Annotated in this window: 27 protein-coding genes; 6 read left to right on the top strand and 21 right to left on the bottom strand. The window is 42.2% G+C overall.

From position 1 onward, the window contains the following. Positions 1 to 417 precede the first annotated feature (417 nt). The 10 genes from NST01_RS13525 to NST01_RS13570 form a co-directional block, all read right to left on the bottom strand. Positions 418 to 1494: a bifunctional 3-deoxy-7-phosphoheptulonate synthase/chorismate mutase gene (locus NST01_RS13525; protein WP_017358315.1), complete on the bottom strand. Its 1077-nt coding sequence runs from the start codon at positions 1492 to 1494 to the stop codon at positions 418 to 420. A 214-nt stretch (positions 1495 to 1708) separates the two neighbouring features. Further along, complete coding sequence (ytxJ, locus tag NST01_RS13530) at positions 1709 to 2032, bottom strand: bacillithiol system redox-active protein YtxJ (RefSeq protein WP_007501805.1); 324 nt, start codon at positions 2030 to 2032, stop codon at positions 1709 to 1711. Positions 2033 to 2062: 30 nt separating this feature from the next. Then, a complete protein-coding gene (locus NST01_RS13535) occupies positions 2063 to 2533 on the bottom strand; it encodes a YtxH domain-containing protein (RefSeq protein WP_007501807.1) in 471 nt (156 codons plus the stop codon). A 29-nt stretch (positions 2534 to 2562) separates the two neighbouring features. Continuing rightward, complete coding sequence (locus NST01_RS13540; RefSeq protein ID WP_017367864.1) at positions 2563 to 2979, bottom strand: DUF948 domain-containing protein; 417 nt, start codon at positions 2977 to 2979, stop codon at positions 2563 to 2565. A gap of 222 nt (positions 2980 to 3201) precedes the next feature. After that, positions 3202 to 4500, bottom strand: a complete 1299-nt coding sequence (murC, locus tag NST01_RS13545) for a UDP-N-acetylmuramate--L-alanine ligase (protein ID WP_008343047.1) — start codon at positions 4498 to 4500, stop codon at positions 3202 to 3204. 302 nt (positions 4501 to 4802) lie between these two features. Continuing rightward, entirely contained in the window at positions 4803 to 7556 is a 2754-nt protein-coding gene (locus NST01_RS13550; protein ID WP_074041940.1) for a DNA translocase FtsK, read from the bottom strand. Between the two features lie 196 nt (positions 7557 to 7752). Further along, entirely contained in the window at positions 7753 to 8358 is a 606-nt protein-coding gene (gene ytpR / locus NST01_RS13555) for a YtpR family tRNA-binding protein (RefSeq protein ID WP_007501813.1), read from the bottom strand. Between the two features lie 19 nt (positions 8359 to 8377). Then, entirely contained in the window at positions 8378 to 9187 is an 810-nt protein-coding gene (locus NST01_RS13560) for a DUF1444 domain-containing protein (protein ID WP_035391098.1), read from the bottom strand. Between the two features lie 18 nt (positions 9188 to 9205). Beyond that, a complete protein-coding gene (locus NST01_RS13565; RefSeq protein WP_003217665.1) occupies positions 9206 to 9526 on the bottom strand; it encodes a thioredoxin family protein in 321 nt (106 codons plus the stop codon). Next, positions 9513 to 10541 carry a PTS transporter subunit IIC gene (locus tag NST01_RS13570; protein WP_125589986.1) on the bottom strand — a complete coding sequence of 343 codons (1029 nt, stop codon included), beginning with the start codon at positions 10539 to 10541 and terminating at the stop codon, positions 9513 to 9515. The genes NST01_RS13565 and NST01_RS13570 overlap by 14 nt, the downstream gene beginning before the upstream one ends. Positions 10542 to 10741: 200 nt before the next feature. On the opposite strand from NST01_RS13570, the gene NST01_RS13575 reads away from it, so the two are divergent. Continuing rightward, a complete protein-coding gene (locus NST01_RS13575) occupies positions 10742 to 11188 on the top strand; it encodes a YtoQ family protein (protein WP_007501817.1) in 447 nt (148 codons plus the stop codon). Between the two features lie 43 nt (positions 11189 to 11231). Here NST01_RS13575 and NST01_RS13580 read toward each other — a convergent pair whose 3' ends face one another. Continuing rightward, entirely contained in the window at positions 11232 to 12305 is a 1074-nt protein-coding gene (locus tag NST01_RS13580; RefSeq protein ID WP_341042006.1) for a M42 family metallopeptidase, read from the bottom strand. A gap of 199 nt (positions 12306 to 12504) precedes the next feature. Here NST01_RS13580 and NST01_RS13585 point away from each other — a divergent pair, with 199 nt between their 5' ends. Continuing rightward, complete coding sequence (locus NST01_RS13585) at positions 12505 to 12819, top strand: PepSY domain-containing protein (protein ID WP_003217759.1); 315 nt, start codon at positions 12505 to 12507, stop codon at positions 12817 to 12819. 40 nt (positions 12820 to 12859) lie between these two features. Here the strand turns inward: NST01_RS13585 and NST01_RS13590 are convergent, their stop codons facing one another. The 3 genes from NST01_RS13590 to trmB form a co-directional block, all read right to left on the bottom strand. Beyond that, positions 12860 to 14557 (bottom strand): NAD-dependent malic enzyme, encoded by a 1698-nt coding sequence (locus NST01_RS13590; protein WP_008343042.1) that lies wholly within the window; start codon positions 14555 to 14557, stop codon positions 12860 to 12862. Positions 14558 to 14630: 73 nt separating this feature from the next. Then, positions 14631 to 15479, bottom strand: a complete 849-nt coding sequence (locus NST01_RS13595; protein WP_008343041.1) for a YtnP family quorum-quenching lactonase — start codon at positions 15477 to 15479, stop codon at positions 14631 to 14633. Between the two features lie 115 nt (positions 15480 to 15594). Continuing rightward, entirely contained in the window at positions 15595 to 16236 is a 642-nt protein-coding gene (gene trmB, locus NST01_RS13600) for a tRNA (guanosine(46)-N7)-methyltransferase TrmB (protein WP_025207815.1), read from the bottom strand. A 188-nt stretch (positions 16237 to 16424) separates the two neighbouring features. On the opposite strand from trmB, the gene NST01_RS13605 reads away from it, so the two are divergent. Further along, positions 16425 to 16700 (top strand): YtzH-like family protein, encoded by a 276-nt coding sequence (locus NST01_RS13605; RefSeq protein ID WP_017358323.1) that lies wholly within the window; start codon positions 16425 to 16427, stop codon positions 16698 to 16700. Here NST01_RS13605 and NST01_RS13610 read toward each other — a convergent pair. From NST01_RS13610 to thpR, 4 genes are all read right to left on the bottom strand, one after another. Next, a complete protein-coding gene (locus NST01_RS13610) occupies positions 16697 to 17497 on the bottom strand; it encodes a phosphotransferase family protein (RefSeq protein ID WP_026050132.1) in 801 nt (266 codons plus the stop codon). The two genes, NST01_RS13605 and NST01_RS13610, sit on opposite strands and share 4 nt — an antisense overlap. A gap of 284 nt (positions 17498 to 17781) precedes the next feature. Further along, positions 17782 to 18711: a YegS/Rv2252/BmrU family lipid kinase gene (locus NST01_RS13615; RefSeq protein WP_019743712.1), complete on the bottom strand. Its 930-nt coding sequence runs from the start codon at positions 18709 to 18711 to the stop codon at positions 17782 to 17784. 48 nt (positions 18712 to 18759) lie between these two features. Next, complete coding sequence (locus tag NST01_RS13620) at positions 18760 to 19695, bottom strand: hypothetical protein (RefSeq protein WP_017367870.1); 936 nt, start codon at positions 19693 to 19695, stop codon at positions 18760 to 18762. A 25-nt stretch (positions 19696 to 19720) separates the two neighbouring features. Beyond that, positions 19721 to 20296, bottom strand: a complete 576-nt coding sequence (gene thpR / locus NST01_RS13625; protein ID WP_341042008.1) for an RNA 2',3'-cyclic phosphodiesterase — start codon at positions 20294 to 20296, stop codon at positions 19721 to 19723. Positions 20297 to 20365: 69 nt separating this feature from the next. On the opposite strand from thpR, the gene cysK reads away from it, so the two are divergent. Next, positions 20366 to 21295: a cysteine synthase A gene (cysK, locus tag NST01_RS13630; protein ID WP_076822452.1), complete on the top strand. Its 930-nt coding sequence runs from the start codon at positions 20366 to 20368 to the stop codon at positions 21293 to 21295. 56 nt (positions 21296 to 21351) lie between these two features. Here the strand turns inward: cysK and NST01_RS13635 are convergent, their stop codons facing one another. Together NST01_RS13635 and pepV are read right to left on the bottom strand one after the other, a co-directional pair. Next, positions 21352 to 21972, bottom strand: a complete 621-nt coding sequence (locus NST01_RS13635; RefSeq protein WP_046344245.1) for a Type 1 glutamine amidotransferase-like domain-containing protein — start codon at positions 21970 to 21972, stop codon at positions 21352 to 21354. Between the two features lie 27 nt (positions 21973 to 21999). Then, positions 22000 to 23400 (bottom strand): dipeptidase PepV, encoded by a 1401-nt coding sequence (gene pepV / locus NST01_RS13640; protein ID WP_341042009.1) that lies wholly within the window; start codon positions 23398 to 23400, stop codon positions 22000 to 22002. Positions 23401 to 23494: 94 nt separating this feature from the next. On the opposite strand from pepV, the gene NST01_RS13645 reads away from it, so the two are divergent. Together NST01_RS13645 and NST01_RS13650 are read left to right on the top strand one after the other, a co-directional pair. Then, positions 23495 to 24793, top strand: a complete 1299-nt coding sequence (locus tag NST01_RS13645; protein ID WP_025207822.1) for an NCS2 family permease — start codon at positions 23495 to 23497, stop codon at positions 24791 to 24793. Positions 24794 to 25162: 369 nt separating this feature from the next. Continuing rightward, the gene (locus NST01_RS13650) at positions 25163 to 25384 is read left to right on the top strand and encodes a DeoR family transcriptional regulator (protein WP_008356419.1); all 222 of its coding nucleotides are present in this window, start codon (positions 25163 to 25165) and stop codon (positions 25382 to 25384) included. Positions 25385 to 25450: 66 nt separating this feature from the next. Here the strand turns inward: NST01_RS13650 and NST01_RS13655 are convergent, their stop codons facing one another. After that, positions 25451 to 26167, bottom strand: a complete 717-nt coding sequence (locus NST01_RS13655; RefSeq protein WP_025207823.1) for a pseudouridine synthase — start codon at positions 26165 to 26167, stop codon at positions 25451 to 25453. Between the last annotated feature and the right edge of the window lie 15 nt (positions 26168 to 26182).

Below are 26182 nucleotides of genomic sequence, written 5' to 3' on the forward strand. Positions count from 1 at the left end.
TAGCATTCACCAATTGGATAGAGACATGTCAGATACGAGGAAAATAATATCCTATTTGTCATTAAAACGATGAAAAGAGACACATAATTTTTCAATCTACATCAAAATGACCTTCTTTTATGAAATTATACACGTTTTTTCATCATATGAAAACGTTCCCTTTCTTTTTATAACTAAATTAAACAAACTTTAATGAGCTTGTTACCTGTAAATTGAATCATATTTCACCAAAAGTCGTCGTGAACGTCAGCTATGACAATGATCTTAGCAGATTCTATCAAATTTTAAAAATGAAAACATTGTGAACAAGCGTGTTTTAAGCTTGCAATGTGTTTTCTTCCTTTCATTGCCAGTCTTATCGTATTTTTTCATGAAAAAAACCGCCGGGCTGTCATCCGGCGGCTTTTCTATTTATGATTATGCGTGAATGTTGACAAGTGGTCTTAATGCATCTAACCATTTTTCGAATTGTGGAATGTCCATTTGCTGCGCTGAATCAGATAGGGCAACAGATGGATCTGGATGCACTTCTGCCATCACACCGTCTGCTCCAATCGCAAGAGCTGCTTTAGCTGTTGGAAGAAGTAGATCTCTTCGTCCAGTTGAGTGTGTCACGTCAACAAAGACTGGTAAATGTGTCTCTTGTTTCAAGATTGGCACAGCCGAGATATCTAGTGTATTTCTTGTGGCTGTTTCGTATGTGCGGATGCCTCGCTCGCAAAGGATGATTTGGTCATTTCCTTGTGCGATGATGTATTCAGCTGCATTGATGAATTCTGAAATTGTTGCTGCAAGACCGCGTTTTAAAAGAACTGGTTTGTTCACAGATCCAGCTTCTTTTAAAAGCTCGAAGTTTTGCATGTTACGTGCTCCAATTTGGATGACATCGATATGCTCAATCGCTTCTTCAATATGAGCAGGGTTCACGATTTCACTAATAACAGCAAGACCGTATTCATCTGCTACACGTTTTAGAATTTTTAGACCGTCTACGCCAAGTCCTTGGAAGTCGTATGGACTTGTGCGAGGCTTAAATGCGCCGCCACGAAGAAGTTTTAGTCCCTGCTGTTTCGCTGCTGCCGCTACTTCTGCAACTTGCTCGTAGCTTTCAACGGCACATGGTCCAACGATGAAACGTTGTTTTCCGTCACCGATCGCTTCTCCATTGATATTTACAATTGTATTTTCAGGTTTTTTCTTACGAGAAACAAGAAGTGCTTTGCTGTGGTCATCTTCTTGAAGCTCTAAACCTGCTTTGAAAATTTCTTTGAAAATATGTTGAATCGTTGAATTTTCAAATGGGCCATCATTTTCTTCAAGAATTTGATTAAGCATTGTGCGCTCTCTGACAGGGTCATAACGGTTGACACCTTGCGCTTCTTTTGCCTTTCCAATTTCTTTTACAATGTTTCCTCTTTCATTGATCAGTTTTAAGATTTGAAGATTTAGTTCATCTGCTTGCTGTCTCAATTGTTCCAATTCATTGTTGCTCATTTTTGTCATCCTTTCCTCTGCCCGCTCTCGCTTTTTATTTTTGATCTCTTATAATAGGGTTTATTATAAACAAAGATTTCGGAATTGTCACGAAAAAATTCTTTATTACCCAAACGCTTTTAAGCGATAAAGTATTATGTGTAAGATTATAGCATACTTTTGATGCAAGTAAACCTTTTTTATAAAAAAAACGTCAGCAATCGCTGACGTTTTTCTACATGTTATGTTCAAGCGCTTCTTTTGTAATGCTTGAGTGAGAAGCATGCCACTTTACTTTGCCACCGCTAAAGATGAGTGCCTGCGGGCTTTCGTGCTTGATCCCTGACTTTTCAGTCACATAGGATGAAAGCTCTCTTGTGTTTTGAATTTGCAAGAAATAAGCAGGAACATCCTCATGTTCTGACGCAAACGCTTCAAACTCTTGAAAAGCAGCTTGGCTGATTGGACATGTCAAACTGTGCTTAAAAAAGACAAAGGTTCCGTCTTGATTCGTTAGTTGATCAAACTGTTCTTCTGTTTCTATGAGTTGTTTAGACATGATGTGCTCCTTCCTAACTTAAGCAGCGAGTTAGCCTTTCGTAGATTGTTCTACTTTTTCTTTGACATCTTTGATGCCGTCTTCAATGTCTGCTTTTGCTTCTTGTGCTCTTACTTTTGCTTCATCTGCTACATCTGAAGCTTCATTTGCAATATTTGCTGCAGCATCTTCTGCTTCGCTTTTTACTTGTTTAGCTTTTCCAGCTGTACGATCTTTTATGTCTTTTACTTTGTCTAAAATCTGGTTTGACTGCTCTGCTACGAGCTGAGACAATTCAGATGTTTTGTCTTTCGCAATCGTCACATATTCAGTGCCTTTTTCCTTTGCATCTGTTGTGAGACGATCTGTTTTTTCTTTTAGGGCATTCGCTTGGGTGTTCAAATCATCGCGAAGCTCTTTCCCTGACTTTGGTGCTAAAAATAATGCCGTTGTTGCACCGATAATGCCACCGATAAGTGTTCCGATCAAAAAGTCTTTGCTATTGATTCCGTCTTTGCTCATGATTATTCCTCCTATGCGAAAATGGTTGATTATTGTTGTTTACGTTGTTTCCATTTTTTATAGATTTCAAGTGCTGCGTTACTCCAGCTTACCACATCCGTGACTTTCTCCTGATTTCGTTCAACGGATGAAGAAACCGCACCAGCTGCCTGCTTTATGCTTGTATTAAATTGGTTGATCGAGCCGCCAATTCCCTGCACCGCATCCACAACTGTGTTAAGTTTTGCCGATTTGTCTTGAATATCTTCAGCAAGCTGATTGGTCTTATGTAGCAACTGTGCTGTCTCTGTGGTGATGCCTTGCATCTGTCCTTCAAGACCTTCTAAAGTTGATGCGACATTCTTTAATGTCAGCTGTAAGGATTTCAATGTTTTGGACAAGTAGATGACAAGAATGAGGAAAGCGATTGCGATGAGTGCAACGCTTAAATAGAGAATAATAATCATCTGATACCTCCTTTGCTGCGGGCATATTCAATTCAATACCCTCTCGTTGTATCATTCAAACATCGCCTAGAATGACCGATTGAATAATAATTCTACACTTATTCGCCAATTCCTGTCCACAGCGAACGAAAAAAAGCGGCACATCTTGTCACATTTAGCCCCTTTGTCACATTTTATTCAAAATAAAAAGCGCCGATTGAATCGGCACTTTTTGACAGGCAATTATACTGCGACTTTCTCATAAGCACGAAGATACTTTTGAATATCTCCTGCTCCCATAAAGACCAAGATCGCATTTTCATGTGCTTTCAGCACAGATGTCTCTTCTTCTTCAATCAATTGGGCTTGCGGAATTTTTTCCCGCAAATCTTCAATGCTTAGTTTCCCAATGTTTTCACGAGCTGAACCGAAAATATCACAGAGGTATACATAGTCTGCTTTTTTCAGACTGTCCGCAAATTCACTTAAAAATTGCTGTGTACGAGTGAAAGTGTGCGGCTGGAAGACTGCTACAATATCACGGTCTGGATACTTTTGGCGAGCTGCTTCGATCGTGACTTCAATTTCAGTCGGATGGTGCGCATAGTCGTCAATTAAGACTTGTTCACCGACTACTTTTTCATTAAAGCGTCGTTTCACACCGCCAAATGTCGTTAAAGCACCTTTGATAAGCTCTACATCAATGGCCTCATAGTGGCATAATGCAATGACCGCTAATGAGTTAAGGACATTGTGGTTTCCGTAAGCAGGAATGTAGAAGGTATCATAAAACGTATTACGTACAAATACATCAAATGTCGTGCCTTCTGTGTTTTTCACAACATTTCGTGCTTGGAAATCATTTTCTTCATTGAATCCGTAGTACACAACAGGTACTTTTGCTTGGATCTTGAGAAGATGCTCGTCATCACCGCAAGCGATGATGGCTTTTTTCACTTGAAGTGCCATGTTTTGAAACGCATCAAACACGTCATCAATATCCGTGAAATAATCAGGGTGATCAAAATCAATATTGGTCATGATCGCATAGTCTGGATGGTAGCTGAGGAAATGTCTGCGGTATTCGCACGCTTCAAATACAAAATACTCGCTGTTTTCTTTCCCCATTCCAGATCCATCACCGATTAAGTAGGAAGTTGGTTTTGCCGCTTGCATCACATGTGCAAGCAGACCTGTTGTCGATGTTTTACCATGAGCACCAGTAATTGCAACGTTTGTGAATGAATCCATGTATTCTCCAAGAAATTTATGATAACGAATAACAGGAATCCCTTCAGAAAGAGCACGCTCAATCTCAGGGTGTGTATCTGGGAATGCATTTCCTGCAATCACCGTCATCCCTGGCTGAATATTATCTGGGTCAAATGGAAGAATTTTAATATTTCGTTCTTCTAATGCTTTTTGTGTAAAGATATGTTTTTCGATATCCGATCCTTGGACAGTATACCCAGTATCATGAAGAATTTGGGCCAGTGGACTCATACCTGTCCCTTTTATTCCAACAAAATGATAAACAGTCATAATTGTACCTCCAACAAACGTCTATCTGACTTACAGTATATGACGCTCATTTCAATTTGCAACTTGTGATTTTTGTCTCTAGCTGATCACAAATCGCAGCTCCAAATAAAGATTTTTTTCCGATCTTCCTATTCTAATCAATATTAACTATGATTAGTATCCGACAACTTTCCCATTTCTAACACCTGCTTTCGCTCATTTTCATTAAAAAGCGTTCAGACAGGCATGCGAAAAGCGTCCAATTCAAAAATTGCACCTATGTGCTATCATACCATGTTTATCAAAAAAATGAAGTGGTTTGTTTAGATCAATTGTTCTAAGTCACTCAGTGTCATGAGGACCTCTCTTGGCTTACTGCCTTTTGCCCCAGAGATCATTCCTTCACGTTCCATCATATCAATCAATCTTGCTGCTCGATTGTAGCCAATTCTAAATCTTCTTTGCAAACTGGATGTACTTGCACTATTTTGCTCGATGGCGAATCTGCATGCGTCCATAAACAATTCATCTTCGTCTGTAATGGCAGAGCCTTGGAGCATCAATTCTTCCTGTTCAAAAAGGAACACAGGTTTGCGCTGTTTTCTCACATGCGCTACCACTTCATCAATCTCTCGATCTGATACAAAGTTCCCTTGTAGTCTTGTCGGTTTGCCAGAGCCATTTTCTAAGAACAGCATGTCTCCTTTTCCGAGAAGCTTTTCAGCACCTGCCATATCAATAATGGTTCTTGAATCCACTTGGCTTGAAACAGAGAAAGCAATTCTTGTTGGGATGTTTGCTTTAATGAGACCTGTAATGACATCAACAGAAGGTCTTTGCGTCGCAATGAGTAAGTGAATCCCGCATGCTCTTGCTTTTTGGGCAATTCGGCAAATGCTTTCTTCGACTTCATTTGGTGCGACCATCATTAAATCAGCCAGCTCATCAATGACAACGACGAGATATGGCAGTTTTTCACCCATTTGTTTTTCTTTCACCAGTTCGTTAAATCGTTTGATTTCTCTCACACCAGAGTGTGCAAACAGTTCATAGCGTCTTTCCATTTCATCTACTACCCATTTCAAAGCAGCTGTTGCTGTCTTGGCATCGGTAATGACTGGGCTCACAAGATGCGGAATGTGATTATACGGCGCCAGTTCAACCATTTTAGGGTCGATTAACAGCATTTTCACTTCATCAGGTGAGGCTTTAAACATCAGGCTCACGAGAATGGTATTAATACAGACACTTTTCCCTGAACCTGTTGCTCCGGCAATTAAGCCGTGCGGCATTTTTTGCAAATCAACCACAACGGGCTGACCGGAAATATCCAATCCGAGCGCCGCCGTTAATGGAGATGGATTGTCTCTAAAGGCACTGCTTCTGATCATTTCTCTCAAGAAAACCATTTTACTGTGAAGGTTCGGCACTTCGATTCCAATCGTGTTCTTCCCAGGAATCGGCGCTTCGATTCGAATATCTTTTGCAGACAAACTAAGTTTGATATCATCTGACAGGTTTGTAATTTTGTTCACTTTCACGCCTGGTTCAGGATGTACTTCAAACCTTGTAACAGAAGGACCTTGCGTCACATGAACAACACTTGCTCTGACATTGAAGTTTTTCAGTGTGGCATTGAGCAGTTCTGCCCGTTCTTTCACCCATGTTCCGTCCTCTTCTTTTTGTGCTGGCGGAACGTCTAGAAGGGCTAAACTAGGAAATACATATCCTTGTGCATCTGCCGTTTTCTTCTGTCCTTGCACGCGCTGATCACTTTTTAACATCATGACGTTAAAAGGAACGGTGGAGGTTTGACCGCTTGAGCGCTTTGGCTGTGGAGAAGACGGTTTTGGTTCTTCACGTTTTATTTCATGCGTTTCTTCAGGTGTTTCCTCAAGCTCTTCTGCCATATCCCCAGCGATCTCTGCTTGTCCAGAGTCAGCAAATTCATCTGATGCTTCTTCAACTGGCATGACTTCATCATCTGTTAATTTTTCTTCCGGCAGGGAATCATCATCTTGCAAATCTTGTATGATCATCGGTTCTTCTTGTTCAAATGCTGCCACTGACACGTCTGCTTGACTTTCTTCTATCCATGCAGCCTCTGCTCTTTCCTCCATAGCCTCTATGTTCTTCTCTTCCAGCATCGCAGTTTCTTCTACTGGGCTTTCTATCTCCATGTCGAGTGCTGGTGATGGGCTTTCAGCTGTTTCAAATGTAAAGCTCTCTTTTTTCTGAGCATCATCTTCAAGCGGAATCATCGGCTCTTCTTGTTCAATGGTGACTGCCTGTTCTTGCTCCATCTCTAGAGGCTCGTTAGATGCTTCAGCTTGCTCCATATGTAAGAATGCTTCCCGATCGTCTTTGGTCTGTGACAAAGCTTGATCTTGATCCTCTGTCTCACTGAAAGGCTCGTCATATAAACGTTCCATCGTTGATTGAACGTGATCTTGATAAGCGAGTTCCTCTTGCAAAGTAAGCGGCGTCGTGACAGGTTGCTTCTCTACTTGTTCTTCTGTTTGGGCTGACATCATGTCTTCCATACGTTGTTCTTTTCGTATAGACGGGATGTTCATTTGCTGTCTTACATTCCGTTCACGCTCTGCTTCTTCTGATAACAGTGTGACACGCTGTGACGTTTCTTCTGCCGATTTCATTTTGACAGAAGATGTGTCTTCTTTGGCTGCTGCAGGTTTAGGACGCATATCCTGGTGGTAGCCATAGATGGGTGAAGGGATTTGCTCTGGTTTAAAAGGCTTTTTATTGAGATCAGGCTGCACCGTTTGTTTTGGCTGATAGGTCGTCTGCTTTGCCTTTGGCTGACTTGGCCGCGTGCGCCTTCTTTCTTGTTGCTTTGCTGCCTCACGTGCAGGTTCATCTGGAACGAGAGGAAAGCGGAAATTGCCTTTTGGATATTCATAATACACTTTCGTATCTTCAACTTTTTTATATTCTTTATGCTGTTCAACAGCTGGCTGCTTTGGTGCAATCGGACCTGTTTCAGGCCTCTCAGCTTTTTCTTCTTTTTTTTCTTCTCCTAAAAATACACTAAAAAATTTATCTAACCAACTCATCATTTATCACTCACTTTAACTCCCCTTACGTTTTCTTGGGCGATTTTTAGTATACCATTGCTTTTTCATGCAGAAAAGCGAGAAAAGTGCTACACTTTGCTGTTCATGCTGTCTGTAGATGAAAAAAAGTCACTAAGTACGTACTTAGTGACTTTTGGTATAACACATTCTTCGCTCATTTGTACCCGTTTATGGGAGGTTACGCTTCAAATGGTTCGCCAGCTTGGCGGCTTCCTTCTAGAACAAGGATTCCTTTTTCAGCAGGCGCATTCGGAAGATCTAATTCTTTTGCAGAACAAATCATTCCGCTTGAAGGAACACCTCTTAGTTCAGCATCTTTGATCACCAAACCGCTCGGCATCACAGCACCGACCTTTGCAACCACAACATATTGACCTTGATCAACGTTTGGTGCACCGCACACGATTTGTAAGGTTTCATCGCCAACATCTACTTGGCAAATGTTCAGTTTATCTGCATTCGGATGTTTTTCTTTTTCCTTCACATAACCGACCACAAACTTAGGTGATAGATCAACTGTTAATGTTTCACTGACACCGTTGCGGTTCAAAATTTCATTGATATCTTGAACAAGCGTTTCAGAAAGCGGTACAGATCCGTTTTCTTCAATTTTCATGTAAGTAGATGCATTGAAAATATTAAAACCTGTTGTTTCTTTTGTGTCTTGATTGAAGATTCTTACGACATCTCCAAACGTTTCATGACCTACTTCTTCTCTTGTTACATCTTTCAATGAAATAAGGAGTGTGTCGCCGACACCTTCTGCATTATAAAAAACGTTCATTCTTCAAAATTCCCTTCTACTACTGTTTTGGTCTGCTTTTTGCAAGAATAAAGATCGGTTCAAGCTTGCCTTCGTCATATAAAAATGACAAGGCCGTAATCGGAACCGTGCCGCTGGCGAAGAAGCTCATCGACATTTGCCCTAAAATATCATAGCCTGATTCATTGCGTACATCTGCAATGATGAACACATCTTGATGGGGAACGGAAATAGCCATTTGCCCCTCTACTTTTTGCGCGTATTCTTGTAAAATCGATTCATTTAATATTCTGCTTGCATCGTACCCGTCGTTTGCACGGAAGAAATAAAAACGGTTGCCCGCCACTTCATCCATTTTCACGACAGTCTTTAGTGAACGGACGTTAAAACTTGCGGTTTCTCTGATTCGTTCTTTTGTCCAGTTTTCCTTTTGCAGCATCTTCTCGTCAATTAATCTGTAGGTGCTTCCAAGGTCAAGTGCATAGTAGATTCTTGTCTCTGCTGTATGCTCATCAAAAACGAGCGGAATCTCATCACTCGATGTTTCTGGAAAGGACGTTGAACGAATGACCGGATAAATGTGCTTCTCTTTACCTGAGATATGCTGCGCTTCACCTTTCATAGCGCTGAGCGCCTCTTTCACATAATAAACGATCTCATCCAGTGTTTCATCAGGCTTTACTTCCCATTTTGCAATAATCGGCGGGAGCTCAAGCGTGATGCCCTTTCCTGTATGTTTATCTTCCACACGAAGCGTATCTTTTTCCCTGTCAAACTGGTGGGTCCAGCTGTCGTTCGTCAGACGGCTTTTCAATTGATTGGCAAGCTGTCTTGATGTCATTTTCGCCATGATAAGACCCTCCTTTCGTTATTTAGAAAGAGAATCTGTTAAAAATGCTTCAATCTCTTCCTTTGTCTTACGATCTTTGCTGACAAAACGGTTGATCTCTTGTCCGTTTTTAAAGACTAAAAAGCTTGGAATTCCGTAAATTTCCCACTCTGCACAAGTGTCGATGAACTGATCTCTATCCACATAGAAGTATTCAAATTCTGGATAGTTTGCTTCAAGCTCTGGCAAAAACGGCTCAATAAATGTGCAGTCCGGGCACCAGTCAGCTGAAAATAGTAATACTGTTAAGTCTTCTTGAATCACTTTTTGTAATTCTTCGTTTGATTCAATTTTTTTCATGTTTGATTCCTCCAGTTTGTATACTTAAATCTCCGAATTGTATATAGCCTTTCTTTCTCATCCATTCTGATACTACCAAACTAATCACTGCCGGGCCAACGAAATGCAAGAGAGCAATAGCGAGGAAAACGGAAGGATGAAATCCCATGACTGTGAGAGTCATGAGCTGGCCGACAAGTCCGCTCGTTCCCATACCTGCTCCTGCCGCATTATTGACCATCCCAAAGCCAATGATACCAATTGGCGCAAGAATCAGTCCTGCAATCGTCGGCGGAATGAGAATGAGTGGATTTTTCACAATGTTCGAAAGCTGTAGTTTTGATGTTCCAATGCCTACCGCAGCAAGACCGCCAAAACGATTTTCTCTAAATCCTGCAGCAGCAAAGCCGACCATCTGAGCGCAGCAGCCAATCGTTGCCGCACCAGCAGCAAGACCGCTTAAATCAAGCATCAGCGCAAGCGCAGCGCTTGAAATCGGTGAGCTAAGAGCAAGTCCAACAATGGTTGCAACCAGCATGCCCATGATGAGTGGACTTTGATCAGTCCCCCATACGATCAGCCTGCCGAGCCCTGTCATCACCGCCTGAATCCCAGGGCCGATGAAAGCAGCGGTGAGAAAACCTGTGATAATGGTCACAAGCGGCGTTAAAATAATATCAATTCTTGTCTCACCACTGATCAGTTTGCCTAATTCCACACCAATGAGAGCAGCCACGAAGCTTCCAGCAGGTCCCCCAAGCTCTGCTCCAGCGGCACCTGACACAACACTTGCGAAAATAATTAAAGGAGAAGCGTTTAAGCGATAAGCAACCGCTACGCCAATTGCTGGTCCCATCAGCCCCATAGCGAGCGTTCCCATTTCCACGATGAGAGGAAATGATAACAGGCCGCCTGCTGTTTTTAAAATCAGCCCTACCACTAATGTAGCAAATAGACCTAAAGCCATATAAGAGAGTGCATCAATAAAATACACCTTTGGCGAAAGGGAAATACCCTTTCTTTTTAAATAAGTCATCAACGTCGTCTTCCTGCTTTCTCATAGGAAAGACGAAGAGGCCTGTCCTTCCCATTATATGTAGTCTTCTTACGATGAAAAATAGTCTCTACCATGAATATCATAATCATATTTTTTTTGCTTTATCAAGCACTTCTTGTGTAACATGAAAAGAAACAGGGCAAACCTTTACTAAGTTTGTGCACAAGGAGGAGATTGTTATGCAATTAACGGTTTATTTAGCTGGAGAAATTCATAGCCAGTGGCGCGATGAAATTAAGGAAAAAAGCCAGTCGTTGAAACTACCAGTAACGTTTGTTGGTCCAATGGAGAATCATGACCGATCAGATAACATCGGAGAAGATATTTTAGGCGGGCAGCCAAATGCCATCTTGAAAGACGATGCGGCTTCTGATTTGAACAATTTCCGCACCGAACTATTATTAAATAAGGCAGACGTTGTCATCGCCCGCTTTGGTGAGAAATATAAACAGTGGAACACGGCAATGGATGCTTCTTCTGCCATCGCCAAAGGGAAACCCCTTATTTTGATTCGTCCTAAAGAATTACATCATCCCCTAAAGGAATTATCAAACAAAGCAAATATCACTGTCGAAACAGTGAATCAAGCGATTAAGGCGTTGTCATACGTGTTTGAACAGGAATAAGAAAAAGGCTGTGCTCTTAATGAGGCAGCCTTTTTCTTATCGTTTACACTTGTTGATAAATCGAATCCACCGTGCTTTGATCACAATTTTTCACAAGACGAACAATTAATTCTTTTGCCGCTGCATAATCATCCACATGCAAGACAGAGTGACTTGTATGAATGTAACGCGCACATACACCAATAACAGCAGATGGTACACCTTGATTTGAGATATGAACACGTCCAGCATCCGTACCGCCTGGCGATACGAAATATTGATATGGAATATTGTTTGTTTCGGCTGTATCGAGGACAAATTCTCTCATGCCTCGGTGCGTAATCATCGTGCGATCATAAATACGAAGAAGTGCACCTTTTCCAAGCTGGCCAAATTGTGATTTGTCTCCCGTCACATCATTTGCAGGACTCGCATCTAGAGCAAAGAACAGATCCGGTTTAATCATATTCGCAGCTACCTCAGCCCCTCTGAGCCCTACTTCCTCTTGGACGGTTGCGCCTGAATATAGCTGACATGAAAGAGCTTCGTCTTTTAATTCTTTCAATAATTCAATGGCAAGTCCGCACCCATAGCGGTTATCCCAAGCTTTGGCTAAAATCTTTTTCGGATTGGCCATTGGGGTAAAGACCGTTGCAGGAACGATTTGCTGCCCTGGGCGAATGCCAAGCTCTTTCGCTTCTTCTTCACTGTCTGCACCAATATCAATCAGCATATCTGACGGTTTTACTGGTTTGCTTTTTTGTTCTGGTGTCAGAAGATGAGGAGGTGTGCTCGATACAACGCCCGGAATTGGCCCGTGATCCGTATGAACATCCACACGCTGCGCAAGCATCACTTGACTCCACCAGCCGCCAAGTGTTTGAAAACGAATCATTCCATTTTTCGTAATGGATGACACCATAAAGCCGACTTCATCCATATGACCAGCCACCATAATCTTCGGCGCGTTCTCTGGGCCTTTGCGGACACCAAACACTCCGCCAAGACGATCCTGTATGAGTTCATCGGAATATTTCTCAAGTTCCTTTTTCATAAAAGCACGCACATGGTGCTCATTACCTGGAGTCCCTTGTAATTCTGTTAAATTTCGGAAAAGCGACATTGTTTCTTCGTTCATTTGACAGTTACCCTCATTTCTATGTAATGACCATATAAATTCCTATAAAAATAACACTCACTTTATACTATAAGAATTCTTTCGGTTTTCCAAGTATCTCTCCAGAAATTTTGAATATGCTTTCAAGTATTCGGATTTCTTAACATCGCTGGACAAGTTTTGTATAATGGAAAAAACAGCAATACGGAGGTGCAGCACGTTGAAGTTAAAACATGTTCTGATTGGTGCGAGTATTGGCGTAGCCGCTGCAATTGTTGCAAAGAAAGTCTTTTTCCCGACGTATATCTCGTCTGAAAAAGCGTTAAAAATTGTGAAATCCGCTTTTAAACAGCGCGGCCCGATTGATGGCTCTTGGATTTATACTGTACCAGAACCGTATACCGTAAATGGTGAAACGATTGATGTGTACAAATCTGGTATTACACGCTCCGCCTTTGGCGAGCTTGAACAGTATGAAGTCATGATTGATGCAAAAACAGGCATGATCGTTGATGTCATTGATTCTGTTGCTTAATAAGAAAGCTTCGCAAAGACAAGTCCTTGCGAAGCTTTTTTTAGATGGCTTTGATTTTTTTGTATACAGGGTGCCACATGGCGTCTTGCACAGCCTGAATGAGATCATCAGGGGTTTCTTCCGCAATTCCTTCGTCAATCGCTGCTTGTGCCACACGGACAGCCACTGTCGCTGAAACTGTTCTGAGCTGATCAACACTTGGAAGCATCGCAGCACCCGGTTTTCCGACATTGACCATGCTCGCAATCGCTTCAGCACTCGCAACAAACATGCTGTCTGTCATGAGGCGGGCTTTACACACAATCGTTCCAAGACCAAGCCCTGGAAACACAAGGGCATTATTTGCCTGCCCAATTTCATATGTCACACCGCCATATTCAACGGGATCAAACGGGCTTCCCGTTGTGACAAGCGCACGTCCTTCTGTCCACTCAATGAGATCTTCCGGCTTTGCCTCTGAAAGAGGTGTCGGGTTTGACATCGGTAAAATCGCTGGCCGCTCTACATGTGACGCCATTTCTTTCACTATTTCCTCTGTAAATGCCCCACCTACAGTTGAGGTACCAATTAAGATCGTAGGTTTCGCCTGCTTCACGACCTCTAACAAATCAATTGAATGCTTTGGACCATTACGTGCATAATCCTTCACTTCATCAGAACGTCTTGCATACGGCTTTTGGAATGGCTGAATGTCAGGTGAATCATCTGTGAGCAGTCCCGTTTTATCAATACACCAGAAATGATCATATGATTCCTCTTCTTTGACACCATCTCGCACGATGGCATCACGAATTTGCTCGGCTATACCAATCCCTGCTGTACCTGCTCCAAAGATCACGATTCGGTGATCTTTCAGCGGAACCTTCGATGCTTTTGCACAAGCCAGAACGGCAGCAAGTGAGACGGCTCCAGTTCCTTGAATATCATCATTAAATGTACAAATACGGTCCTTATATTTTTCCAAAATGGCGCGCGCATTTTTTGTACCGAAGTCTTCCCAGTGAAGAAGTGCATTTGGAAAAGTCGCACGGGCAAGCTCAACATATTGATCAATAAACTGATCATAGCGCTCTCCTCGAACGCGGGAGTGCTGATTTCCCACATAAAGCGGATCATTTAAAAGGCTTTCCTGGTTGGTTCCAGCATCAAGCACCACTGCCAGCACACGGCTAGGATCAATACCTGCTGCGGCTGTATAAACAGCCAGCTTCCCGACTGAAATGGCGATTCCGCCTACACCCCAGTCGCCGATGCCTAAAATTCCTTCTGCATCTGTTGCGACAATGAGATCAATTGATTCATCCACTCCGTAAGATGCAAAAATTTCTTCCATTCCTTCTAGGTCATCAATGGATAAATAAATTCCTCTTGGCTTTCTATACTCGTGGCTGTAACGCTGAATCGCTGTTCCTACGGTCGGTGTGTAAACAATCGGCAGCATTTCTGCCAAATGCTCATTTAATAATTTATAAAAGAGCACTTCATTTCTGTCATGAAGCGCAGTTAAATAGACATTTTTCCCAAGTGCGTCTGGCTGTGCTTTGAACTGCTCATATGCACGCTTTGCTTGATCCTCTAGTGTTAACACCTTCGGCGGCAGAAATCCCTTTAACCCAAGCTCTTCCCGCTCTTCTTTTGTAAATGCGACCCCTTTGTTTAAATAAGGGACAGACATGACTTCCATCCCTCTTAACGGTGTCTCGATGACATCACCATGTACACGATAAAATTGATTCACCTGCACTCTTCCTTTCACAAGTTCATTTTGTCGTTATTTTGTGTGAAAGGCGAAAAAACATACAGATGATCTTTTATCTTCCGGTTTCTCTTTTGACCTCATGGGTCATTGCCCCGTCTTCATCCCACTTTACAGCACGGTAGATGGCATCATGATAAAACAAGTACCATGCATTGTTTTCTTCGGCGAATGCCTGCCATTTTTGCTTCGCTGGGATCGAGGTCATTGGATAATCATCGTATGCCAAGACCCATAGCGGGTTTTTATGAGCGTGTGTCGGCATGATATCCGCTAAATGAATAGCCGTTTCTCCCTGACTTGTGAGCGTTAAGATGCTATGCCCATCGCTATGTCCGCCTGTATGATGCAGGCGGATGCCTTCTGTTACTTCGATGCTATCTTCAAATGTCATGACTTGATCGGCAACAGGCTCCCAGTTTTCTTTCCAATATGTATTTCTTGAGCGAATGTTCGGCGCTCTCATTTCGTCCCATTCAATTTTGGACGTGATGATTTTTGCCTGCTGAAAAACAGACACGAGCTCATCGCCTTCACGTTTTGTCAGCCCGCTTGCATGATCAAAATGCAAATGAGTCATTAAGACGTAATCTATATCAGATGGGCGCAAACCGAGAGCCGCAAGTGATTCTTCTATTTTCGTTTCCTCTGTGACGCCATAATTGCGTTTTTGTTTCTCTGTCAGCTTCCCTGACCCGATGCCGGAATCTACTAACAGATGAAGACCGTTCCACCGTATAAGCATTGGATCACACCGTAATTCAATTTGATTTCGATCATTCACAGGGTATTTTTTTGACCATAATGGCTTTGGCACCACGCCAAACATGGCACCGCCATCCATGTGTGTATCTCCCCCATTTAACCAGAACAGTTCCATTTCACCTATTTTCATTGTCTCCATTGCTGTCATCCCTCCTTTTTCTATCGTAGCAAATACAAAGGAAAATCGCATGTGCTAATCTTTTCATCAAAAAAGCTGACCGCAATCGTTCGTTGCAGCCAGCTTTGTTCGCTTTTTATTCAGGGAATTTTACTTCTGATCGATAGATCGGTTGTCCCATGGAAGAGAATTTCTCTTCATATTCTGTCATGACATTTCCTTCGAGACCATCCTCATGTAAATCAAGGCTCACATACGTTAAAAGGAGTCCGTAAGACGAAAAGCTTTTCAAGGAATATTCAAATAGTCCGCGGTTATCGGTTTTGAAATGTAATTCACCGCCTGGACGGAGGATCTGTTCATATCGCTTTAAAAAAGCTTTAAATGTCAATCTCCGTTTTTCATGCCTTGATTTTGGCCACGGATCAGAGAAGTTCAAATACACCCGATCAATCTCATTTTCCGCAAAGACATCTGTCAGTGTCTCTGCGTTGATGTTTAGAAGCTTTACGTTTTCTACATCTGTTTCTTTGATTTTATCGACTGCCGTCACAATGACACTTTTAAATAATTCAATGCCGATATAGTTTATCTCAGGATGAAGCTTGCCCATTCCGGCAATAAAACTCCCTTTTCCTGTACCGACTTCGATATGGATTGGATGATCATTTCCAAACAGCTCATGCCATTTCCCTTTGTATTGTTCAGGGTTGGCTAAAGCAATATGAGCATTTTCAGCTAAGTAATCATCCGCCCACGGTTTATGTCGCATTCTCAATTTGATACACCTCTATTTTCTTTACATTTTATCAAGATACCATGAAACATAAAGAGCCGCAAGACAGCAACTTATCCGCACATATGAAAAAGACCAGCTGCTATTTGGGCTGGTCTGCTTCATGTATAAAATCAAAGCTGAATGCACAGTTTAACCACATAAATGACACGCTTGAAAGGAGCATACGTATGGGATTAAACCGCCAACATCAGCTTCAATTAATCAAAGATATTTTAACTGATCACCAGCTGGATTGCTGCGGGACTGTTGCAGAATATGAACAGGTGGGACGCGTGATTCAATTAATGCTGGCAAAAGAAGATTTGGATGCTGACGTTCGTCAGCTACTAACCGATATTTATGATTACAGCCAAAAAGGCACCTCTGTCAGTTCAATTGATGCACATATCGAAGCGCATCAATCTCATCTATCTAACTGGGTCGAGAACATTCCACTGTCTTAATGGATGTTTAACCGTTTTAAGAGTGCATGTAGCTCGGCTTGCACTTCTTTTTGCGCCTTTTCATTTCCTTTTCTTTTATGCCAAACGACAAACGAGACAGTTTCAGCCAGCACATACCATGCCATGCGTTTTCGCAAGTTGTCGGTCAGCGGAGCACCATACATAGAGAGCCAGCTTTCCCAGTTCTCTTCTTCAACATAATGGTATAAGAGCGGTCCAAGATCAATCGCTGGATCTGCAATCATTGCCCCGTCCCAATCAATTAAATAGAGCTGATTTTCATCTGTCAGCAGCCAATTATTATGGTTGAGGTCACAATGGCATACGACCTTATCCTCGAAATGAACTGCGTCCACATGTTTCTCTAAATACTGGATGGCGCGCGTGATATCATGTGAGTCAATCTGCTCTTTTAAGATCGATGCCTTGAGATGCATCAAGATCGATGCCGGGTCAAGCGAGTGCTTTTCTAATCGTTTCAGCATATCGAGCAGCTCTTTTGATGTATGAATTTTTCTTAGCTGCTCCGCTACAGGACGGTCATTCATGTCCTTTGGCTTCAGCTCTCTGCCGCTCAGCCAGTGCTGCGCAGTAATGACATCCCCATTTTCCATCCGTTTTGTCCAGACAAGCTTCGGCACAATGCCTTCAGCTGACAAAACCGCAAGAAACGGTGACGTATTGCGTTTTAAAAATAGCTTTTGGTCATTGTGTGTTGCGAAATACGCATCTCCCGTAGCGCCTCCAGCAGGAGAGATGTGCCATTCGCTACCTAATATTTGTCCCAACCAGTTCATATCAATTTTCAACCCATCATTTCTTAAAATATTTTAAATCATGCTTTTTTAGTCGACAAAATTCAGCCGATTGAGATCAATTGGCTGTTTATTTTTTATTTATATGATCATAAAAACAAAAAGGACAGCTATTGAGAATGAGATGCTAAACAATAGCCGTCCTATAGATTTTATCGCTACCTTCTTATACTCGTCAAGCAAAACTAGAAAATCAGGACAAGAACCTTATGAAAAAGGAAGTCTTTTTTCATGTTTCTTTTGCTCGTGCGCACACTGGCTGCTTCTTAGCCACGTAATTTTAACGATCGCTCACTAGCCTTAACAAACACTGGAGTGGCGCCAATCACTTCTCCATCGGCGTGAAATAAAATTTTTTCATCTGCCTCCAAGTAGGCTTCTTCATGCTGAAAAAGGGTGACTCCTTCCATTACAAGGTGCTTTTTAAAAACCATTGCACTTAAAAATAAGAGAACTTTCAATGGATTCAAATCCGTGACAACGAGCGTTTGAAATCCTGATTGCCTCGCACTCGCTTCCGGCGCTGCTTCCAGCCCGCCTCCATAATATGGGTGATTACATACGATCACAAACCACACTTGGCGAAAAACTTTTCTCTCATTTTCAATAAAAAGAGCAAGGTCAAACGGTTTGAATGACCATAACGAATGTAGAAAAGACAGCGGGTAGATGATAAACCCGAGTTTGAGTCGGTTGAGCCACTTTTTCCCTCTAAAATGGACCGTTCTCTTCAAGACATGCGCATCAAACCCAACACCAATATGATTGAGAAAAAGAACAGATTGCGGACTTTCTGCATGATCTTGAAAGGAACCGAGAGAAAATGTTTTCGTCAGCATCCTCTTTTGTTTTCTCACTTCTTTGATCACATCATGACGCTGGATGCCCAGCCCCTTCGCAGCATCATTCCAATGACCTGCTGGGACAAAGCTTAGCTGCACATGATCGATTTCTTTTAAACCATTTAGCACTTCATGAATTGTGCCATCACCGCCAATGACGATCAGCCGTTTCAATCTGTCGTCTTGCATAGCGCTAATCTGTCTCGCCAAAACTTCGGCATGTCCTTCATGCTGGGTAAGAAACGATCTGTATGAGATCTCTACCTTTTGTAATTCTTTCTCTATGCTTCTCCAAGTGCGGAGTCCTTTTCCTTGTCCTGCTGCTGGATTGACGATAAAGTACCATTCATTCATATATTAGCTCCACTCAGGTCTCATTTTTTTGGTGACCTTGATATGCCTTTAATCGAGCCATTCCTGCCTTCTTTTGCTGTCTGATTCACCATAAGCGAGCAATGCCTTTGTCGCTTTGAATTGCTGGTGCTTTGTCGGCGCGGTGTTTTTCCGCTGCTTGTCAAACCAATCCTCCGCTTTCTTCTTATCGACAACCTCCATCCCGAATGGAACTTCGGGCAAATCAATATACGAAGTGCGGCTGATGAGGATTTTTTTTACAGGAAGTTCTACACCACTTTGCTGTAAAATTTTTGACACAACAGTTCCAGAGCGCAGAAGGCTTGCACAAGGGTTTAAAACGGATTGAACAGCTTTTCCCGTCGCCCGTTTTTCCCAAAAACGTTCCTTCGATCCAATATATACGCTGTCTGGCTCTGCTTCTAAGAAAGATAAACAGATGACTTCAAGCGGTGTAATGAGCACTGGACACAATTCCATCTCAGCTTTTTGAATGAGCAGCACCGGCTTGTACATCACAAAATAAGAATCTGGCAGCTGCCTTGCAAGCATCCGCAGCTTTTCATCATATCGAATGTGGTGAGAGACAGTTGAAATATGAGAGATCGTCGAGCTGGCCCATTTTAACTGAACATCGTAAAGATGATCTTTAAAAAAGTGAATCAGCTTCGTTTCATCGGTAGGAACGTTTGTAAAAACACCTTGTTCTATATCTGTTGGCTCGTTAAAAAGACTCAGGTCACGTTCCTTTTTCATATCGGCTTCTTTTTGCTTTCTTTTTAAGGAGAATTTCTTTCTCTTTTCTTCCTCTTGCTCAGGTGCTTGCTCGGTGGCTTGGTCAGCCTGCTTTTGCACCTGCTCTTTGGAAGCCTTTTTTAACTCATCCCATCTTTGTTTTTTCAACCGAATAAACTGATTGATGTAATGATGCGGGTCTTGTTCATATCGTGATATATAATCTTGGATTTTAATAATTTGCGCCATCTGCTGCTCACTCCAACCTCTAGAATCATTTATGTAATGTAAATTGTTTGATCGCGTGATAACGTGGGGTTTCTTTTAGACGAATTTCAAATAAAGCGATACTAGAAACCTCCATCGAATATGGTTCTTTCCGTAAGGACGCTTGTTCTATATAGGGCTGTTCTCTATTCCATTTGCGCGCAATCGTCATATGTGGATGAAAGGGTCTCTTTTCGACAGGATGACCTGCTGTCAAAACGGCTGCTTTCACCTTTTCTCTTAGATCCATCAAAGGCTTACTTTCAATAGGCTTTGCAAAAAAGACTCTCGGCCGCTCCTTTTGACCAAATACCCCTATCTCCTTCAGCTTCAGCGGGAAAGCAGACACCTCATGAGACAGCTGTTCAAGCAGCTCAGATATCTTATTTAAACGGTCCTCTTGAATCGCACCTAAAAACACAAGAGTGACATGATAATCAATGGGTGCTGTCCATTTTTGAAAGGAAAGTCCGCTCCTCTTGTCTATATCCGCTTTTATTTGATGCGCGAGTTGTTCAGGGATTGGAATCCCGATAAAATAATGACGGCTTTCGGCCATATTTTCACCTGTCCTTTTTAACAAACTTTACGAATCCCCATTGATGATAGTATAACTAAAGTAATGCGGAATGAGAAGAAAGGGTGTCACATGATGAAGGTTGCACAAAATATAGCTGAATTAATAGGTCATACACCACTTGTAAAATTACAGCGCCTTCAGCCAGAACATGGCGCTGCTGTTTATTTAAAACTGGAATCATTTAATCCTAGCGGAAGTGTAAAAGATCGGGCTGCTTACAATATGATCCTTGAGGCAGAAAAACAAGGAAAGCTCACAAAAGGGGCAACGATTATTGAACCAACGAGCGGGAATACAGGAATTGGCTTAGCGATGAACGCTGCAGCAAGAGGCTACAAAGCCATTCTGATCATGCCTGATACGATGACCCAAGAAAGAATCAATATTTTAAAGGCATACGGCGCACAGGTCGTTTTAACCCCGGGGGAGGAAAAAATGCCAGGCTGTATTCGCAAGGCAGAAGAATTAGCTGCTCAAATTCCTAATAGCTTTATTCCCATGCAATTTGACAATGGTGCGAACCCTGATGCTCATAGAGGGACAACGGCTGTAGAAATTATGGATGCAGTGCAACAGATTGGGCAGCCGCTTGCCGCTTTTGTCGCCACTGCTGGAACTGGTGGAACCATTACAGGCACTGGAGAGGAACTCAAGAAAGCATTCCCGGAATTGACGATACGTGTGGCAGAGCCAAAGGGGTCTCCTGTTTTATCAGGCGGGAAACCTGGCAAACATAAGCTTGTTGGCACAAGTCCAGGATTTATCCCACAAATTTTAAACGAACAGGTGTATGATGAGATTGTGCAAGTGAGTGATGAAGATGCTTACGACATCACACGAAAGCTCGCCCGTCTTGAAGGTATTTTAGTCGGTCCATCATCTGGCGCGGCATGCTATGCAGCGATTGAAGCAGCCAAGCAAATGCCAAAGGATCACATTGTCATTTGTATGACAGCAGACACGGGTGAACGTTATTTATCAAGTGATGTGTTTCAAGATTAAAAAAGGAACAGGGCTTATGCTCCTGTTCCTTTTTATTCGTTTCATATGAACAATTCCTACAAGACCGTCTTGACCTCAGTCTGTTCGCCTGTCACAAGTAGAACTTGTTCATCAGTGAGCGGGCATAAAGAGAGCGTATTTTGATCTTTCTCTATGATATGCTGTGCGGCTTCACCTAAATAAGGATTGTTTATATGTGGTACCGGATAGCTGCTAATCTCATTGAATCCTTCAAAGGAAGATAATTCTAGCGCTTTCTCCTGATCATCCATCAGTGAGATGTATTCGATGCTTGGCGCCATAATAATACTCCCCGCAGATTCTCCGATATACAGCTTGCCTTTGCCGATCTCTTCTTTCAATACACGATCGAGCCCGTGTTTTCTTAATTCTTGCAGCAAATAAAAGGTATTGCCGCCAGATACATACATGACATCATTCTTCCTAATGATCTGTGTGATCTCCTGAACCGTTTGCCCGGTCAGTTGAACAGTCTCTACACGCATTTCTAATTGATGAAAGGCTTCTTTTGCTGCATCGACATAGTGCGTGACTTCTTCCACTTCACTGGCTACCGGAATGAATGTCACACTTTTTCCTTTTAAGGTGTCGCCTGCAAAGTCAGACAAGAGAGAATAGCTGTCTTTGAATGAAGAGCATAAGAACATTTTTTTCACGGTGAATCCCCTCTTCTCTTTCCTTTTTTATTTCGCCAATTCATACATGGCTTGTGCATATAGAGCAGTTGCTCGTAGTAAATCATCGATTTCGATATATTCATCCTTTTGGTGTGCGCAATCAGGTCTTCCAGGGAATAGAGGGCCAAAGGCAACACCTGCTTCTAATGACCTTGCATACGTTCCTCCCCCAATCGCAATAAGATGGGCAGGATCTCCTGTTTGTTCTTCGTAGACACGCTGTAATGTTTTCACAAGTGGATGGTCTTTTGAGACGTGATGAGGAGGACTGTCATCAAATTTCTCGATCGTTGCCCCTTTTATTCGTTCAATCCCTTTTTTGACTTCCTCACCGTCCGCGGTTACGGGATAGCGGACATTCAGCCCAAGCTTCGCTTCTTCGTTTTGCGAATAGCGGATTGTACCAACATTCAAGGTCAAGTCACCACTAATATCATCCTTACAAGCGATACCGAGTTTTTGTCCTCTTGTGTCTTGATCAAATAAAGCATTTATTTGTGATGTAAAAGCGAGCCCTCTTTCATCTAATTCATGTGCACATAAGAAATTCGCCATATGAATGCCCGCATTTGTGCCATTCGCCGGCTCCATTGCATGAACTGATACACCTTTTAATGTGAATGTCAGTCCACCTGCTGTATGGTTTGTCTCACCGGTTAACTGATTTTCCGCAAGATAGGCTGCAAAAGCCGTTTTTAAGGCTTCAGCATCGTGCTCGTTTGCTGCTGCCACAATTGCGCGAGCCTCATCTGGGACCATATTGAGACGCATGCCTGATGTGAATTGCTTGAGGATGTAACGCTTGTTTTCTTCTGATTGTTCGTATGTAAAGGATACGATGGCATCTATGATCCCTTTTTCAGCATGAATAATTGGAAAATCAGCATCTGGCGCAAACCCGATTTGCGGCATCGCCTCATGCTTGAAATAGTGATCGACGCATCTCCAATCGCTTTCTTCATCTGTGCCAATGATGATTCGAATCTTTTTCGACAGCGGCAGACCGGCATCTTTTAAAATTTTCAATGCGTAAAACGCCGCCATGGTCGGCCCTTTATCATCAATGGCTCCTCTTGCAAAGATTTTATTTTCTCTTATGTCCGCTGAAAATGGCGGGGTTGTCCAGTTGTCTCCCGCAGGCACGACATCCACATGACATAGCACACCGACGATATCTTCGCCTTCTCCATATTCAATATGACCAGCATAACCATCAACATTTTTCACTTTGAAGCCCTCGTCCTGCCCTTTTTTGAGCATATACTGAAGAGCCTCATCCACTTTTTCACCGAACGGTTTTCCTGCTGTGCCGCCTTCTTCATCCAAGACACTTTCAATTTGTAAAAAAGATTGTGTATCCTGAATCAAACTGTCTTTTTTTCGTATGACTTCTGCTTCCCAATTCATTTTTCCATTCCTCCTTGAAAAAAGGTTGCAATCCACCCTTAAAACGAATATTATATTAAGTGTTTTGTAATAATGTTCGTAAATGGAGGATTTTATGTTTCAGTTAAAAGAGAACCAAACCAATATAAAGAAAGAATTACTCGCTGGTATGACGACATTTTTTACGATGGTATATATTGTAGCCGTCAATCCAGGAATCCTTTCAGATGCAGGCATTCCTTTTGACCAAGTCTTTACTGCAACCATTATCGCTGCTGTTGTCGGTACCCTCTGGATGGCACTCTTTGCAAACTATCCGATTGCCATTGCACCAGGTATGGGGCTGAATGTCTATTTCACCGTCACTGTTGTCGGTGGTGGGGGTCTCAGCTATCAAACAGCATTTAGTGCGGTATTTGTTGCTGGAATACTCTTTATTATTTTATCGTTAACATCCCTTAGAAAACAACTCATTGAGGCGATTCCAGATAATTTAAAGTACGGGATTACAGCAGGTATCGGATTATTTATTGCATTCATTGGGCTAAGACAGTCTGGGATCATCACTGCTGATCCACAAAATCTTGTGAAGCTTGGCAATTTAAGTTCACCTGTTGTCATTTTGACACTCGTTGGTTTAATGATTTCTGTCATATTAATGGTTCTTCAAGTGAATGGAGCCCTGTTTATCGGCATGTTAGCAACCACGTTAATTGCACTTGCAACAGGTCAGCTTCATTTTCCTAAAGTGCTAGTGGATACCCCAGCACTCCCTGAAGGAATGCTGATTACAAATCCATTCGCTGCGTTTGGCGATGTATTTTCCCATCACTTGTATGCTGTTGTCTTCTCCTTTTTACTTGTGACGATTTTTGATACAACAGGAACAATGATCGGGGTTGCGGAACAAGCAGGTCTAATGAAAAATGGTCAGCTCCCAAAAGTACGCAGAGCCTTACTTGCTGACTCTGCTGCGACGACAATTGGCTCAATGTTTGGAACAAGCCCAACCACAGCTTACATTGAATCCTCATCAGGAGTGGCTGCTGGCGGAAGAACTGGACTGACCTCTTTAACCGTTGCTGCATTGTTTATTGTGGCTTTGTTTTTTGGTCCGCTCGTTCAAGCCATTTCGTCTTTGCCGTCCATCACTTCACCTGTCTTAATCATTGTCGGCTGTTTGATGATGAATTCAGTGTCACGTATTCGCTGGAATGAGCTTGACGAAGCATTTCCTGCTTTTCTTGTCATTCTTTCCATGCCGCTGACATCTAGCATCTCTACAGGAATTTCACTAGGATTTATTTCATATCCACTTGTGAAGCTGGCAAAAGGAAAATGGAAAGAAGTGCATATTCTTGTGCTCATTTTTGCCGTCTTATTTTTCTTGCAGCTCTTTTTCTTAGAAGGATAGCCAAAATAAAAAGACACATTTCTCATTTGAATGTGTCTTTTTTGTATGAATGATTTTTTATTTTGTAAATTTTCTGTGTTTATTTTTTGATCTTTCTTAAGTGGTAATTTTCTTTATACGCCTTGTGTTTATTGGGTTGTAACCGGATTCAAATCATGATATATAACATATTTCAATTCATGAAGACAAGTTTAAAAACACGTAAAGTTGACTTTTTGGTGGAACTAGATGCATAATAACGTGTATAATAGAATAAAACATTAAGAAACACGAACATTTACCATTGTTGCATGTCCTTATTTCGCAGTTTTAGTGTAGTAAGTTGTGGTTAGTCAAGTCCATCCGATCTTATTGATAGGGAGTGGTTTTTTGAAACCTTCAACAAACCGTATGATGACTCGAATAAAATCAGTTTATATGTTCATTCAAGAGAAAGGTCTTGTGACGACACAAGAGCTGGTTGATGAATTCGGGATCACACCTAGAACCATCCAAAGAGACTTAAACGTGCTTGCCTATAACGATCTTGTTCATAGTCCAAGCAGAGGCAAATGGGAAACAACGAGAAAAAAAGTAAAAATATCATCATAAGCGAATAATGAACTTCCATATAACAAAAAGAACCGGCGGATGCCGGTTCTTTTCTTTTTCTCTATATTAATCACGATTGATTAAGCTGTCTAACTCTTCTTCCGTCAATTCACGGTATTCTCCAGGCGCCAAATCTTCGTCTAATGAAACAGCCCCCATTGAGAGCCGTTTTAAAAAGATCACTTCATTGCCCACTGCTTGTGCCATCAGCTTCACTTGATGGTACTTCCCTTCAGTAATCGTTAAACGGATTCGTGTATCTGCCTCTTGGTTGGCATCTACTTCAACCTTCGCCGGCTTCGTTCGGTAGTCGTCTAAAATCACAACTCCCTCTTCAAGACGAGTGATGTCTTGATCTCCAAGCGGGTATTTTAGGTGAACTTCATACGTTTTCGGAACATGCTTTTTCGGAGATAACAATTGATGAGCAAGCTGGCCGTCATTTGTAAGGAGGAGGAGACCAACTGTATCCTTATCCAGTCTCCCCACAGGGAATGGCTCCCTTGCCATATCCTCTGGCTCTAGTAAATCAACAACCGTCTCATCTCGCAGATCCTCCGTTGCTGAAATGACGCCATCTGGCTTGTTCATCATGAGATAAATGAATTCTTTATACTCTACACGCTCTCCATGCACGAGCACTTCATCATTTGTTGGATCGACATGATCTTTCACCTGCTTCGCCACTTCTCCATTCACTGTGACAGCCCGGGCCTTGACCAGCTTCTTTACATCTTTCCTTGAACCAAAGCCGGTATTTGCCAGCAATTTATCAAGCCTCATGCTTCTCCACCTCTT

The organism is Bacillus sp. FSL R7-0166 (assembly GCF_038008935.1).
GTDB lineage: Bacteria > Bacillota > Bacilli > Bacillales > Bacillaceae > Bacillus > Bacillus altitudinis.